The following is a 16,190-nucleotide window of genomic DNA, read 5'->3' on the forward strand; positions in this document are numbered from 1 at the left end:
ACAGTTTTTTTATTTTTTAACAGCTCGTATAGAATACACCAAAGGAAACAAACGTTGTTCTTTTTTTAGAAGAAACATTCCGTTATCTGTAGCTTCCATTTCTGGAAAGACATTATATGGGGATTGATCAAATTCGTGCAAAAATTCTATTTCCAAACCTGCCATTGTTAAAGCCGTTACAACTTCGCCCAAACCGTGATTCCAACCATACTCTTTACTTATAATATCGGCATCATTATTTGTATATGTTCCTTTGTATTCTTCATAAATTACATCTATATTTAAATAAGGATAAGCTAGTTTTGGTGGTGTTTCTAAAAAATCCAACATCCAAACCACCGGATGAAATTCTACCAAATAAAATATACCGCCTTTTTTTAATTTACTTGCAATTATCTCTCCCCAAGATTTTAGGTCGGGTAACCAACCAATTACACCATAAGAAGTAAAAACAATATCAAATTCACCCGAAACATTTTTAGGAACATCATATAAATTACTTTCAATAAAAGTAGCATCTAAGCCCATTTCTAAATTTAATTTTTTGGCAAGTTCAATTCCTTCATCAGATAAATCTATACCTGTGCATTTTGCTCCTAACCTACTCCAACTTAATGTGTCTTGCCCAAAGTGACACTGCAAATGCAATAACGTTTTCCCTTGTACATCGCCTACTTCGTCAAGTTCATAGGTGTTTAATGAAGTTTTTCCTTTTTTAAAACCTTCAATATCATAAAATTCAGATTTAGAATGAATACTAACTTTTTTATTCCAGGTTTCTTTATTTACTTCAAAATACTTATTATTCTTATTTTTCATTTTAATTTGTTTCAGTACTAATTACTGTCTAAAATAAATAAATTAAAACAAACCAAATTATTGGAATCGATTCTACCCAAAAACTAGAATAATATCTAGAATTATGTTCGGAAGAGAACATTAAAAATAATGTCGAAATAATTGCAACACAAATTGTTACAATAAGTTCTAATTTAGAAGTGGCTAACTTAAAAAAATCAATCGTAATAAATATACTCAACAAACCTATGCCAAGGTATTTAGATCTTTTTACACCAATTAACTGAGGAAGTGTTTTTAGTGCTTTCGAATCAGTTCTTACATCTCGAATATCAAAAGGAATTGTAATTGCTATAACAAATAATATTCGCTGAAAAAATTCTAAATATACAGCATTGGTAAAACTATAACCAACTTCAAATAAAGGAAACAAAACTGATATTCCTGCCCAAGAAATAGCAATACTTAAAATTTTTATAGCAGGAAAATTACGAAACGAAACTTCAATTTTTCCAATTTTAAATAACGGAATCACATAAAAAAATGTCATAAAAACAAACGGAAACAGTATGTAGATAGATTGTTTATTAAAATTTGTAAAAAACACATTAAAAACTAACCCTAAACTTGCAAGAACAGCTAAAACCAACAACTGCAACTTATGTTTAAAAAACCATTTTTTCAACCAATTTAGACGATCATATTTAATTTCATACAATCGAATAAAATTATATGAAACAATTACTGAAAATGCTACAAATAATGGAGTCAAATTCTCTGAATACCCAAATTTTAATAAAGTAATTTTAGTAATACAAAACCCTGCCAATGCAACGTGCATATTACTAAAAATATAAAATTCGAAAATTCTTTTTAGATAATTCATGAAACAAAAGTAAGTATTTGTTAATATCCTAAGATTTTTGGTTAACAAAATATTATAATTAAGTAAAATTTATAGCCTTTTAATGTGGTAATTTTCAGTATTTTTGAAAGCACTAATTTTTATATAATAAATTACATAAATGAGAACTGATTCTTTTGTTTTAAGACACGTAGGCCCTCGTGAAAACGAGATAGATGATATGGTAAAAACTATTGGAGTAACTTCTGTAGATGAGTTAATAGATAAAACCATTCCTGCCGATATTAGATTGGCCAACAACCTTAATTTACCAAAAGCAATGAGCGAATATGAATATATGTTTCATATTCAAGAACTTGCAACTAAAAATAAAATGTTTAAAAATTACATTGGTTTAGGGTACCACCCTACAATCTTGCCAGGCGTAATTCAACGTAATGTCTTAGAAAACCCAGGTTGGTATACTGCTTATACTCCTTATCAGGCAGAAATAGCTCAAGGCCGTTTAGAAGCTCTATTAAACTACCAAACTATGGTAAGTGAATTAACAGGTATGGAATTGGCAAATGCATCTCTATTAGATGAAGGAACTGCAGCTGGTGAAGCAATGTTAATGTTATTAAATACCAGATCGAGAGACAAAAAAAAGGCAAATGCTTTAAAGTTTTTTGTTTCTGATGAAGTATTACCTCAAACAATTGATGTTCTTAAAACAAGAGCTAATCCTTTAGAAATTGAATTGGTTTTTGGTGATCATACAACTTTTGAATTTACTGAGGAATTTTACGGAGGAATTATACAATACCCTGCAAAAAATGGACAAATTTATAATTATACTTCATTTGTAAAAAAAGCAACAAACGTAGATGCTAAAATTGTTGTCGCAGCTGACTTATTAAGCTTATCATTATTAACACCTCCAGGAGAATGGGGAGCAGATGTAGTTATAGGGACTACACAACGTTTTGGAATCCCAATGGGCTATGGAGGTCCGCATGCTGGTTATTTTGCCACAAAAGAAACCTACAAAAGAAATATACCTGGTAGAATTATTGGAGTTACACAAGATAAAGATGGCAACAGAGCTTTACGTATGGCATTGCAGACACGTGAGCAACATATTAAACGTGAAAAAGCAACTTCAAATATATGTACTGCGCAAGTACTTTTAGCTGTTATGGCGGGTATGTATGGAGTATTTCATGGACCAAAAGGGTTGACATATATCGCAAATAAAATTCAAAATTTAACTGCTACTCTAAATAAAGGTCTAGCAACATTAAATATCAAACAACAAAATTCTGTATTTTTTGATACACTATTAGTTGAAGTTTCAAGTGCTTCAAAAGTGAAAGAAGTCGCAGAAAAAAACTGTGTTAATTTCTATTATCCATCAAGTAAAACTATTAGCATTTCAATAAACGAAACAAGTTCTATTGAAGATATAAATCAAATTTTAGAAATTCTAGCTGAAGCTGAAGGAAAACAATCAATTTCAATAAATACAATTGAAGAAAATTCATTACCAAGAAACTTAGAACGAACTTCTAAATTTATGATAAATGAAGTTTTTGAAGACTACCATTCAGAAACCGAGTTAATGAGATATATTAAGAAATTAGAGCGTAAAGATTTATCCTTAAATCACTCTATGATTTCTTTAGGTTCTTGTACCATGAAATTAAATGCTGCAACTGAAATGCTGCCTTTAAGTTGGCCAAATTGGGGTGTTATGCATCCTTTTGTTCCAATAGAACAAGCGCAGGGTTACCAAGAAGTTATAAAAGGATTGGAAATTGCTTTAAATGAAATCACTGGTTTTTATGCTACTTCTTTGCAGCCAAATTCTGGCGCCTCAGGTGAATATGCTGGTTTGTTAGTTATTAAAGCCTATCACGAATCCAGAGGAGAAAATCATAGAAATATTTGTATTATTCCTGCTTCTGCACATGGAACAAATCCTGCGTCTGCAGTAATGGCCGGGATGAAAGTAGTAGTTACAAAATCAACTGAAAAAGGAAATATTGATTTAGATGATTTAAGAGAAAAAGCAAATCTTCATAAAAATAATTTAGCTGCCTTAATGGTTACTTACCCCTCAACGCACGGAGTTTTTGAAAGTACTATTAAAGAAATTACAGACATTATTCACGAACGTGGTGGACAAGTTTATATGGATGGTGCAAATATGAATGCACAAGTTGGATTAACAAACCCTGCAACTATTGGTGCCGATGTTTGTCACTTAAATTTACACAAAACTTTTGCCATTCCACATGGAGGTGGTGGACCAGGAGTTGGACCTATTTGTGTAGTTAAACATTTAGCTCCTTTTTTACCTTCAAACCCAATAATTCCAACAGGTGGAAAAACACCTATTACGGCAATTTCTTCAGCTCCTTGGGGATCGGCATTAGTATTACTTATTTCTTACAGTTATATAAAAATGTTGGGAACTGGTGGTTTAAAAGAGGCAACAATAAAAGCTATCTTAAATGCAAATTATATTAAGGCACGTTTAGAAAAACAATATGATATCCTTTATACTGGTGAAAATGGCTTTGCAGCACATGAAATGATTGTCGATTTTAGAAAATTTAAAGAAAAAGGTATTGAAGTTACAGATGTAGCAAAAAGATTAATGGATTACGGTTACCATGCTCCAACAGTATCATTCCCAGTTGCTGGAACTTTAATGATAGAACCAACCGAAAGTGAAAATAAAGCAGAGTTAGATCGTTTTTGCGATGCGTTAATAAGTATAAAAAGTGAAATTGATGCGATGGAAAGTGGGGACACAAATTCAGCACTTAAAAATTCTCCACATACGCAAGAAATGTTAACGGCAGATGAATGGAACTATCCTTACACACGCCAACAAGCTGCATTTCCTTTGCCTTATGTTAAAGAAAATAAATTTTGGCCTTCAGTAAGACGCGTGGATGATGCTTATGGAGACAGAAACTTAATTTGTTCATGCAATCCTATTGAAGATTATATGGATTAATTATACTTTAATTATTACATTTTGTGAATAAAAATAAAGGCCTCAGAAAATCTAGAGGCTTTTATTTTATAGAAAAAACTTGATTAAAATTATGGTTTTCAAAAAAAAGCTATAATTTTAACTACAAAATCCTAACAAAATTCGTATTAATTTAATAATTGTTATTTCGAAAACATTATAGTAAAAAATAGTTGAACATATTTTTATACTAATCAGCAAAATAGTACTTTTGCATTTCGATATAAATTTAATATCTCAATCAGAAATGAAAAAAATAACGAAAGAAACTTATATCAATTGGTATAAGGATATGCTATTTTGGAGAAAATTTGAAGATAAATTAGCCGCTTTATATATTCAACAAAAAGTGAGAGGTTTTCTACATTTATACAATGGTCAAGAAGCAGTTTTAGCTGGTGCTTTGCATGTAATGAAGGAAAACGATAAAATGATAACAGCTTACCGTAACCATGTGCAACCAATTGGTTTAGGAGTAGATCCTAAAAGAATTATGGCAGAATTGTTAGGAAAAGTAACCGGAACTTCGAAAGGTATGGGAGGTTCTATGCATATTTTTTCTCCTGAGCATAATTTTTATGGTGGTCACGGAATTGTTGGAGGTCAAATTCCTTTAGGTGCTGGATTAGCTTTTGCAGATAAATACTTCGAAAGAGATGGTGTTACATTAACTTATTTTGGAGATGGCGCTGCACGTCAAGGTTCTTTACATGAAACTTTTAATATGGCAATCAACTGGAAATTACCGGTAGTTTTTATATGTGAAAACAACGGTTATGCTATGGGAACTTCAGTAGAAAGAACTGCAAACCACGAAGATATTTGGAAATTAGGTTTAGGATACGAAATGCCATGTGGACCTGTTGATGGAATGAATCCTGTTAAAGTTGCTGAAGCTATGGAAGAAGCTATTGAACGTGCAAGAAGAGGTGACGGACCAACACTTTTAGATATCAAAACCTATAGATATAGAGGGCATTCAATGAGTGATGCTCAACATTATAGAACAAAAGAAGAAGTAAACGAGTACCGTAAAATTGATCCTATTACACAGGTTTTAGAAGTTATTAAAACTAAAAAGTATGCAACGGATGCTCAAATTAAAGCTTGGGATAAAGAAGTAAAAGACAAAGTTGAAGAATGTCAAAAATTTGCTGAAGAATCTTCATATCCAGAAGCTCAACAATTATATGACATGGTATACGAACAAGAAGATTACCCTTTTTTAAAACATAGATAAATGGCAGAAATAATTACAATGCCACGTTTAAGTGATACAATGACTGAAGGAGTTGTAGCACAGTGGTTAAAGAAAGTTGGAGATAGTGTTTCAGAAGGCGACATATTAGCTGAAATTGAAACTGATAAAGCAACCATGGAGTTTGAATCTTTTAATGAAGGAACGCTTTTATATATTGGTTTGCAAAATGGCGAAACTGCACCTGTTGATTCGTTGTTGGCTATTATTGGAGAAGAAGGCGAAGACGTTGATGCTATTGTTAAAGAATTTAAGGCTAATGCTCCAAAACAAGACAGTGCTCCTGAAAAAAAAGAAGAAACTACAAAGCCTTCTACTCCTGAAACTAAGACAACAGAAGTTGCTGCCGAACTTGTAGCGCCTGCAACACAAAGTGCGGCAGTGCAACAACCAGTTGTAAACACAGGTAAAGTTGTTGCTTCTCCCCTTGCAAGAAAGATTGCTTCAGAAAAAGGAATAAACTTATCACACGTTGCTGGAACAGGTGAAAATGGTCGCGTTATAAAACGTGATATTGAGAATTATGTTCCTGTTTCTAACGCTCCTGCTCCCGTTTCAGCAATGGCCTTAAGTGAAGAAAGTTTTGAAGAGACTACGAACTCTCAAATGCGCAAGACTATTGCACGTAGATTAGGAGAATCTAAATTTACGGCTCCACATTATTATTTAATGTTAGAAATTAACATGGATAATGCTATTGCATCTCGTAAAGTAATTAATGAAATTCCTGATATTAAAGTTTCATTTAACGATATGGTTGTAAAAGCAAGTGCGATGGCTCTTAAAAAACATCCACAAGTTAATTCTCAATGGTTTGATGACAGAACACGTGTTAATCACCACGTAAATGTTGGTGTTGCTGTTGCTGTTGAAGATGGCTTATTAGTTCCTGTAATTCCTTTTACAGATCAAAAAAGTTTAACACAAATTGGTGCTGAAGTAAAAGACAAAGCTATTAAGGCGAAAACTAAAAAGTTAACTCCTGCAGAAATGGAAGGAAGTACTTTCACAGTTTCTAATCTTGGTATGTTTGGTATTTCTGAATTCACTTCAATTATAAATCAGCCGAATTCAGCTATTTTATCTGTTGGTGCAATTATTGAAAAACCAGTAGTAAAGAATGGTGAAATTGTAGTTGGAAATACTATGAAAGTAACTTTAGCATGCGACCATAGAACTGTTGACGGTGCTACTGGTGCTGCATTTTTACAAACATTAAAACAATATATTGAAAACCCTGTTACTATGTTAGCATAGTTTAAGATGGTTTTAAAATTTTAAAAACCCAATACAATTTCTATTGTATTGGGTTTTTTATTTTTAAATATTATTTCTTTCAATTACTGTCCAATAACGGCTCCTTTCATAGAGTACAAAATATATAGCATATCTTTTTTGGTTTCTTCATCAATATTATGCTTGCTTAAAACCATTAAAATATCATCCACAGCACTCAAAAACTCTTCTTCAGTTGTATTCAATCCTTTATGAGCTGAAGGTAAATCCTTTCCAGTATAAGTTGCACCTCCACCTGTACCAGCAGACAAAAATTCTTTTACATGAGTTTTGAAACTTTCAAAATGTTCTGGATCTTCTTTTAATGGTAAAAATACATGATTAATAACGGGATTCTCTAAATGAGCTTGAACAATACCATTAACTATAGATGAAACTCCATCTGTTCCTCCTAAGCGATCAAATAAACTAGCTTCAACAGGATTTTCATTAACAACAACAGTCGAAGCTTCATTTGATGATTCTTGAGTATTTGGCTTCTTATTTGAACAATTAGAAACAAATACTGCCACTAATAAAATGACAATTAATTTAATAGTTTTCATATTTCTCTTGATTTAATTAGTTACTTGGTTTAATATTCTGATTTACACTAAATAAATTAGTTGGATCATACTTCTTTTTAATTTGGGTTAAACGTTTGTAATTATGTTTATAACTAGCCTTTACTCGCTCCTGACCTTCATCCATCATAAAATTTGAATAAGCCCCTCCTGATGAATACGGGTGTAGGGCTTCCCAATACTCTTTGCACCATTTAGTTATTTTATCTGCATTTTTAGGATGTGGATCTACTCCTACAATTACTCCTGCATACTTTGCATTTCGATATGCCCAAGGAGTATCTTCAGCACCAACTCTATTTGCTGCACCAGTAATTGGATACAAGTGCATTTGTGAAAGTGGTGTTGGAATATTTGAACCGAATTTTAAATGTTCTGCTCTAACTTCTGGTCCCAATTCATTAAAAAAATCTGCTCTCCAATACCATTGTAAACCCGGGGGCATTAATCCATCAAACAAAGTTTGAATTGAAGGGTAAGGCAGTTCTCCCACATGTTCAAAAAGTGGATTTAATTCTTTAACTTGTTTAAATAATTCATTAAATTTATCTGGATCCCCAACATAACACCAAACAATTCCACAAAACTGTTTATTATGTAAATGCTCTGGAAAAGGTGCGCCAGGAATAATCATAGTTGCAATAAATCCATTTAATTCATCAGGAGCATTTTGAATAAACTCATGATACCACTCCATAATTTCTTCAGTTCTTTCAATAGGCCATAAAGTTGGTCCTCCGATTACAGTTTTAACGGGGTGTGCTTGAAATTTAAACGATGTCACAATCCCAAAATTCCCACCGCCTCCTCTAATTGCCCAAAACAAATCAGAATTTTGATTTTTATTAACTGTAACAAAAGAGCCATCTGCTAGAACCATATCAGCTTCTAACAAATTATCAATAGTCAAACCATATTTTCTAGATAGATGACCAACTCCACCTCCAAGAGTTAAACCTCCTACACCTGTTGTAGAAATAATGCCCGCTGGTACAGCTAATCCAAATGGATGCGTTGCATGGTCAACCTCACCCCATATATTACCTCCTCCTACTCTAACTGTATTATTAGAAGTATCTACACGAACATTTTTTATTCCAGATAAATCAATAACTAAACCTTCATCACACAATCCTAATCCACCTCCATTATGCCCTCCACCTCTAACTGCTATTAATAATTTATTTTCTCTTCCAAAGTTTACTGAAGCAATTACATCCGCAACATCAACACACATTGCAAACATACCAGGATGTTTATCTATCATTCCATTATAAACTTTACGCGTTTCATTATAGTCAGCATCTGTAGGCTTAACTATTCTTCCTCTTAATTTAGAATTAAATTCTTCCATAATAGAAGTACTTAGGTTGTTCATTAAATTTGACATACTCTTTATTTTTTTAGTTAATAATTATTTATTTTAAAGGGTTTTCAGACTTAAATTCTAATTTTAGGCGCCTATTTATATTTTCAATTGTTAATTTAGCTATTTATATAAATTATGGGTTTAAAAAATTTAACTTATTATATCGCAACCTATTTAGTTGTTTTTTTGGGGAGTTCCACAATTAAACGGTTTTTACAATCTTCAAAAAAATATAGATTGCACTTCTTTTTAATCAGTCACAATTTAGAAAGATAGCATGATAATTAATTGAACAATTCGTTCAAAAAACAATAATTTTAAACCATTAAGTCGTTTTAACGGAAATTAGATTATATGTTGCTGAATATATCGTGAAGGAAGTACTCCGTATTTTTCGAAAAAACATTTAGAAAAGTAAGCAGGGCTATTAAAACCGGATTCATAAGCTATTTCGGATATATTTCCTTTTTGTTTATGAAGTAAATCTAATGCTCTGTGCAACCTAAACTCTTTAATAAAACTATTTGGTGATTTACCTGTTAGATTTATTAATTTCCGATATAGTTGCGATTTACTATAGCCTAAATCTTTACTAAAATTAGTAACATTAAAACTTGGCTTATGCCAAATCTCTTCAATATAATCCATTAAGTGATTAAGAAATTTTTCTTCTGAAGGTTTCAATGTTCTTATTAATTTTTTATCTATAGTTATATTTCTATTTTCACTTTCATACAACGCTCTTACTTCAGACGAAATAATTAATTGTTCTTTAGTAACTTCACACATTCGTGTAGTAATTGTGATTGCTTCTTCAAATAAATTATTCTTATTAGTAACGGGAATTCCAGAACCTAAAGCTATTTTTAACTTACGACTTTCTGTATCAAATTTTGGGGTAACATATTTAAATTTGTATTGAATTTTTAATGCACTTAATACCGCATCCGTTACAGATTTAAAGGAAACTAAATAACTATTATTATTATTTTTCACAATTCTTCCATTAAATTTCTTCAATGTTTTTAAAACACTATTATGAAATTTTTGATAAAATACACTAAACTGATTTCCTTCTAATCTATTTAAATAATTACTGGTTTCTATTACCATTATTACCCTAAAAGCAGGATCATTAATAATATTAAGCTTAGTATCTTTTGCTTTTTCAGGGTCTTCGATTCTTCCTAAAAAAGATTCAACTATATTTTTATCTACTTCAATAATATCATGTGGATATTCTCCATGAACATGGTCATGCATATCTTGTATTGCCTTTTTATTTGGAGCCTCAATTAAACAAAATGCAGTATTTCTATTTTCATCACACCAATAAGTCATTCCTTTACATCCATATAGATGCTCAACTTTTAAATCTTCTTGATGCATTTGAGCTACATGCTCTGCTTTAATCTCTTTTGGGATATCGTGACGATCCATATATATTGGCATAGTTAGTTTTTCTCTACAAGATAAACATTTTTTATGAAATTATTTTAATCTACTAAAAACGAACTACATATAAACAAAAAAAGCCTCAACTTTCGTTGAGGCTTTTAAATATTATTTAACTAAATGACTACTTTTTAAATTTAGCATATTTAGTTTTAAACTTGTCAATACGTCCTGCAGTATCAATTAACTTAGTTTTACCAGTGTAAAAAGGATGTGAACTCCTTGAGATCTCTAATTTTACTAAAGGATATTCAACACCATCTACATCTAAAGTTTCTTTAGTATTTACTGTTGAACGAGTTAAAAATACATCATCATTTGACATATCTTTAAATGCTACCATTCTATAATTTTCTGGGTGTATACCTTTTCTCATCGTAAACTCGTTTTAATGCTGTTTTTATTTTTAAGACTGCAAATTTAACTATATTTTTGAAAATTCAAACAAATAATTTATTTTATTTACATAAAAATCTCAAATATTTAAACAAAGTTATGATATATCGGTCAATAATAGGTTTTTTGTCGTTCATTTTATTAGTTTCTTGTAAAAGCGAATACAAATTTATTTTAAATACTCCTCAAAAAATTCAAAACAATCAGGAGTTAACTATTTCAATTTCAGAAAAAAACGACAAACCGATAGATTCTGTTCAATTTTCTATTGGTTCTAAAAAAATTGAGAGTAATGGCACAACTTCAACTTTAAAAATAAATGATTTTAAATTAGGGAAACATACTGTTACAGCAATTGTTTTTTATCAGAATAAATCGGAAAAAGTTTCAAAAACCGTTTATTTCATGGCTGACACTGCTCCAGAAATTTTTACTTATAAAATTATTAACACCTATCCGCACGATAAAAATGCGTTTACTCAAGGCTTAGAGTACTACAACGGTTATTTATATGAAGGAACTGGACGCAAAGGTCAATCGTATATTAGAAAGGTTGATTTAGAAACTGGGAAAGTACTACAACAGAAAGATTTAGATGCTTCGTATTTTGGAGAAGGAATTACCATTTTTAACAATAAAATTCACCAGTTAACTTGGCAAAGTGGTATTGGAATTGTGTACAATTTAGAAACCTTTGAGAAGGAAAAGGAATTTAAATATACTAAAAGTCTTCAAGGTTGGGGATTTGCAAATAATGGCGAACAATTACTAAAAACAGATGGTACGGAACGCATTTGGTTTTTAAACCCAAAAACGTTTATAGAAGAAAGTTACATTGAAGCTTATACCAATAAAAGAAAGGTTGAAAATCTTAACGAGTTAGAATATATAAATGGCTTAGTTTATGCTAATATTTGGCAACAAAATTCTATTTTAATCATCAACCCAAAAAACGGAAAAGTTGAAGGTGTTGCAGATTTAGATGGTTTAAAAAAAGAAATTCTAAAAGAACAAAACCTAACTGATAGCGATGAGGTTTTAAATGGAATTGCATACGATAAAGAAAATAATCGCCTTTTCGTTACCGGAAAACATTGGGCAAAATTGTACGAAATAGAGTTGATTAAAAAATAATTTTCTTTAAATTATTTTTACATTTACCAAAACAACATTTATGCGCTATAATTTTACTTTTTTAATTGTGGTTATTTTAATAATTACAGCTTCTTGTAGAAAAGATTTTAGCGCAGTTTTAAGTTCTGGAAATTTATCGTTTTCAAAAGATACCGTGTTTTTAGATACCGTTTTTTCCAATATTGGCTCCAGCACCTATAATCTAAAAGTTTACAATAAACATAACCAAACTATAGCAATACCCTCTATAAAGTTAGAAGATGGAGAAAATTCTAATTACAGATTAAATATTGATGGAATTCCGGGTAAAACATTTGAAGATGTAAAAATATTAGCCAAGGACAGTATCTATATTTTTATTGAAACTACCATAAATTATAATGAAGTTACAAATCCAATTTATCAAAATAAAATTGTTTTTGATACTGGAGAAAATTTACAAGAAGTTTCCATAATTACATTGGTAAAAGATGCACATTTTTTATTTCCATCAAAAAACGCTGAAGGTTTAATTGAAACTATTACAACTGGTATAGATGCAAGCGGTAAAGCTCTTAAAATAAATGGTTTCTATTTAAATAACAATACTACCTTTACAAATGAAAAACCATACGTTATTTATGGTTATTGCGCTGTTCCAGAAAATAAAACACTAACTATAGAAGCTGGTACAAACATTCATTTTCATTCAAATTCTGGAATTATTATAGATAGAAATGCGACTTTAATAGTTGAAGGCGATATAAATAATCCAGTAATTTTTGAAGGCGACAGATTAGAACCTCAATTTAGTGATATTCCAGGTCAATGGGGAACAATTTGGCTGCGCGCTGGTAGTAAAAATAGTTCCATAAATAATGCAATAATTAAAAATGCTACTGCCGGAATTATTTCAGATTCTATCAGCAGCAACTCACCTACTTTAACCATAAAAAATACACAAATTTACAACAGTACCAATTTTGGCATTTTAGGAAGGGAAACTAATATTAAAGGAGAAAATTTAGTGATAAACAATAGTGGACAAGCTTCTTTAGCTTGTATTATTGGTGGAACTTATAATTTTACACATGGTAGTTTTACTAATTTTTGGAATGGTAGTTTGCGCCAATATCCAAGTGTTTTAATAAATAATTATTTTACTTATAATAACAACGGAGAACAAATTATAGAAACACGAGATTTACAAGCTGCAAACTTTACAAATTGCATAATAGATGGTAATTCTAATATTGAATTAGTTTTAGACAAAGTTGATGGAAGTGTATTTAACTATTCGTTTCAGAATAATTTAATAAAATTTAACGATTATAATCAAAGTTATAAGGGTATAGTTGAATTTAATTTTGAAGATACAAATCATTATCAAAACAATATTTTTAATGGCAATCCTGATTTTAAATCTGCTATAAATAATGAATTAATTATTGGTGAAAATTCCGATGCAATTCAAAAAGCATCTTTGCAAGGAACTAATATGGCGCCATATGATATTTTGGGAATACTTAGAACATCTCCAGCAGATATTGGTGCCTACCAGCATATTATTCTTGATTAAAAATACTATCACTTTTAATGTGTTTTATAAACTTATCAATTTTTTAAATTGCTATTTTAAAAACTGTATTTTTACAAAAAAATCTTAATATTTATAACTTAGTTATTTACCGAATTAAATATGAAAAACATAATAATTACTGGAACAAGTCGTGGAATTGGATTTGAATTAGCTCAACTATTTGCTAAAAACAATTATAATGTATTGGCTTTATCTAGAAACTCTGAACCTTTAAACAAACTGAATCTAAAAAATATTACAACGCTTTCAGTTGATTTGTCTAATGATAATGATTTACAAAAAGTAACGAACTTCGTAACGAGCAACTGGGAAAATGTTGATATTTTAATAAATAATGCGGGAAAATTAGTAAACAAGCCTTTTGAAAAAATAACAACCACCGATTTTTTAGAAGTATATAAAGTTAACGTTTTTGCCGTCGCTGAATTAACAAAACAATTAATTCCTTTTTTATCTAAAGGCAGTCACGTTGTAAATATTAGTAGTATTGGAGGTGTTTTAGGAAGTATGAAATTTCCTGGTTTAGCAGCATATAGTTCTTCAAAAGGAGCTTTATTAACCTTAACCGAAGTGTTAGCCGAAGAATATAAAGAACAGCAAATTTCTTTTAATGCAATAGCTTTAGGTGCTGTGCAAACAGAAATGCTAGAAGAAGCTTTCCCTGGTTATAAAGCTCCCGTTACTGCTAAAGAAATGGCAGATTATATTTATAATTTTTCGCTTACTGGAAACAAATATTATAACGGTAAAATTTTACAAGTTTCTTCTACAACACCCTAATTTATGATTGAAGAGCTTTCAAAATACATTCCTGAAAATTCCGTAACTTTAGTTGAAGAAATTCTTGTAGAACATCCTTTAGATATTAAAATTGTTAGAGAAAGAGCAACAAAACATGGCGATTTCAAAAGAAGCGTTCATAATAAGGTTCAAATAACTATAAATAACAACTTGAATCAATATCAATTTTTATTGACATTAGTGCACGAATTAGCACATTTTGTAACTTTTGAAAAAAATAAACGTGTAAAACCACACGGAATTGAGTGGAAAAGAAACTTTCAGCACTTAATGCTGCCTTTTTTAAATCCTACAATTTTCCCAGAAGATTTGTTACCATTAATGGCTAACTATCTCATAAATCCAAAAGCAAGTACTGGTTCTGATGTAAATTTAACATATGCTTTAAAGCGATATGATGATAATTCGGGAAAGAGTTTTATATTTGAATTACAACATGGCAGTATTTTTTTATTTAAAAACAAAACCTACAAAAAAGGTAACATTAGAAGAACCAGGTTTGAATGTGTTGAAATGAAGAGTAAAAGAACCTATTTATTCAATCAAAATGCAGAAGTAGAAACATTATAACACTATGAACAAAAATTATTACGCAGTTATTATGGCCGGAGGAATTGGATCTCGATTTTGGCCAATAAGCACCAACAAACTTCCCAAACAGTTTCACGATATTTTAGGCACAGGTAATTCTTTAATTCAACAAACTTATAATAGGTTTGAAAATTTAATTCCTAGTGAAAATATTTTAATTGCAACCAATAAAAAATATAAAAAATTAGTAAAAAAACACTTATCCAATATTGCTTCTAATCAAATTCTTTTAGAGCCTGCAATGTTAAATACGGCTCCTTGTATTTTATATAGTGCCTTTAAAATTTATTGCAAAAATCCAGATGGAATTATGATAGTTGCTCCGTCTGACCATTATATTGAAAACGAGCAAGAGTTTATTTCAAATGTTGAAACCTCATTTGATTTTTGTTCACAGAACGATTTTCTATTAACCCTCGGAATTCAACCAACCAACCCAAATACTGGTTATGGATATATTAAATTTGATAAATCTAACAATCCTATAAAAAAAGTCCTTAATTTCACTGAAAAACCAAACCTTAAAACTGCTGAACAGTTTATAAAAAGTGGTGATTATCTTTGGAATGCTGGTATTTTTATTTGGAGTGTTAAAAGCATCTTAAAAGCTTTTGAAACTTATTTACCAGAAATGTTTCAATTATTTTCTAATGGTTACGATGATTATAATACAACCTCAGAAAATAATTTTATTAAAGAAAATTACGTAAAGTCTGAAAATATATCTATAGATTTCGGAATTATGGAAAAAGCAACAAATGTTTGTGTATTACCTACAAATTTTGGGTGGAATGATTTAGGCTCCTGGGTATCTCTTCAAGATAAATTAGATGCAGACGAACACCAAAACACCACCATTGGAGGTGCAGTAATTTTTAGAGATGCTAAAGGAAATATGGTAAAAACACAATCGGGTAAAAAAGTTGTTATTCAAGGCTTAAACGACTTTATTGTCGTTGAGAAAAAAGATGTATTATTAATTTGTCCGAAAGCTAAAGAACAAGAAATAAAAGAAATAACTGCTGAAGTTAAATCAACATTTGGAGATAAATTTGTTTAA

The 16,190-nt window shown here is 30.5% G+C and carries 14 protein-coding genes; 8 read left to right on the forward strand and 6 right to left on the reverse strand.

Annotated features, from left to right (window positions below; genetic code table 11):
- Positions 1-9: 9 nt before the first annotated feature.
- Both IEW75_RS13210 and IEW75_RS13215 read right to left on the reverse strand, forming a co-directional pair.
- Positions 10-819, reverse strand: coding sequence for a class I SAM-dependent methyltransferase (locus IEW75_RS13210; protein WP_134249182.1), 810 nt, complete (start codon positions 817-819; stop codon positions 10-12).
- A 28-nt stretch (positions 820-847) separates the two neighbouring features.
- Complete coding sequence (locus IEW75_RS13215) at positions 848-1,684, reverse strand: UbiA prenyltransferase family protein (protein WP_134249183.1); 837 nt, start codon at positions 1,682-1,684, stop codon at positions 848-850.
- A gap of 139 nt (positions 1,685-1,823) precedes the next feature.
- On the opposite strand from IEW75_RS13215, the gene gcvP reads away from it, so the two are divergent.
- The 3 genes from gcvP to IEW75_RS13230 all read left to right on the forward strand — a co-directional run bounded on the left by gcvP (position 1,824) and on the right by IEW75_RS13230 (position 7,203).
- Positions 1,824-4,670: an aminomethyl-transferring glycine dehydrogenase gene (gene gcvP / locus IEW75_RS13220; RefSeq protein WP_134249184.1), complete on the forward strand. Its 2,847-nt coding sequence runs from the start codon at positions 1,824-1,826 to the stop codon at positions 4,668-4,670.
- Positions 4,671-4,935: 265 nt separating this feature from the next.
- Positions 4,936-5,928, forward strand: a complete 993-nt coding sequence (gene pdhA / locus IEW75_RS13225; protein ID WP_134249185.1) for a pyruvate dehydrogenase (acetyl-transferring) E1 component subunit alpha — start codon at positions 4,936-4,938, stop codon at positions 5,926-5,928.
- Complete coding sequence (locus tag IEW75_RS13230) at positions 5,929-7,203, forward strand: pyruvate dehydrogenase complex dihydrolipoamide acetyltransferase (protein ID WP_134249186.1); 1,275 nt, start codon at positions 5,929-5,931, stop codon at positions 7,201-7,203.
- Between the two features lie 83 nt (positions 7,204-7,286).
- Here IEW75_RS13230 and IEW75_RS13235 read toward each other — a convergent pair whose 3' ends face one another.
- The 4 genes from IEW75_RS13235 to IEW75_RS13250 form a co-directional block, all read right to left on the reverse strand.
- Positions 7,287-7,787, reverse strand: a complete 501-nt coding sequence (locus IEW75_RS13235) for a globin family protein (RefSeq protein ID WP_134249187.1) — start codon at positions 7,785-7,787, stop codon at positions 7,287-7,289.
- 16 nt (positions 7,788-7,803) lie between these two features.
- The gene (locus IEW75_RS13240) at positions 7,804-9,195 is read right to left on the reverse strand and encodes an FAD-binding oxidoreductase (RefSeq protein WP_134249188.1); all 1,392 of its coding nucleotides are present in this window, start codon (positions 9,193-9,195) and stop codon (positions 7,804-7,806) included.
- Positions 9,196-9,519: 324 nt separating this feature from the next.
- Positions 9,520-10,626, reverse strand: coding sequence for a nickel-binding protein (locus IEW75_RS13245; RefSeq protein ID WP_134249189.1), 1,107 nt, complete (start codon positions 10,624-10,626; stop codon positions 9,520-9,522).
- Positions 10,627-10,753: 127 nt separating this feature from the next.
- Positions 10,754-11,005, reverse strand: a complete 252-nt coding sequence (locus IEW75_RS13250) for a type B 50S ribosomal protein L31 (RefSeq protein WP_134249190.1) — start codon at positions 11,003-11,005, stop codon at positions 10,754-10,756.
- A gap of 146 nt (positions 11,006-11,151) precedes the next feature.
- On the opposite strand from IEW75_RS13250, the gene IEW75_RS13255 reads away from it, so the two are divergent.
- The 5 genes from IEW75_RS13255 (at position 11,152) to IEW75_RS13275 (ending at position 16,190) form a co-directional block, all read left to right on the forward strand.
- A complete protein-coding gene (locus IEW75_RS13255) occupies positions 11,152-12,159 on the forward strand; it encodes a glutaminyl-peptide cyclotransferase (RefSeq protein WP_229714462.1) in 1,008 nt (335 codons plus the stop codon).
- 40 nt (positions 12,160-12,199) lie between these two features.
- A complete protein-coding gene (locus tag IEW75_RS13260) occupies positions 12,200-13,717 on the forward strand; it encodes a beta-helix domain-containing protein (RefSeq protein ID WP_134249192.1) in 1,518 nt (505 codons plus the stop codon).
- Positions 13,718-13,837: 120 nt separating this feature from the next.
- Entirely contained in the window at positions 13,838-14,518 is a 681-nt protein-coding gene (locus IEW75_RS13265) for an SDR family NAD(P)-dependent oxidoreductase (protein ID WP_134249193.1), read from the forward strand.
- Between the two features lie 3 nt (positions 14,519-14,521).
- Positions 14,522-15,109 carry a SprT-like domain-containing protein gene (locus IEW75_RS13270; protein ID WP_134249194.1) on the forward strand — a complete coding sequence of 196 codons (588 nt, stop codon included), beginning with the start codon at positions 14,522-14,524 and terminating at the stop codon, positions 15,107-15,109.
- A gap of 4 nt (positions 15,110-15,113) precedes the next feature.
- Positions 15,114-16,190 (forward strand): mannose-1-phosphate guanylyltransferase, encoded by a 1,077-nt coding sequence (locus IEW75_RS13275; RefSeq protein WP_134249195.1) that lies wholly within the window; start codon positions 15,114-15,116, stop codon positions 16,188-16,190.

The sequence above is a fragment of the Lutibacter litoralis genome, assembly GCF_014646675.1.
Taxonomy (GTDB): Bacteria; Bacteroidota; Bacteroidia; order Flavobacteriales; family Flavobacteriaceae; genus Lutibacter; species Lutibacter litoralis.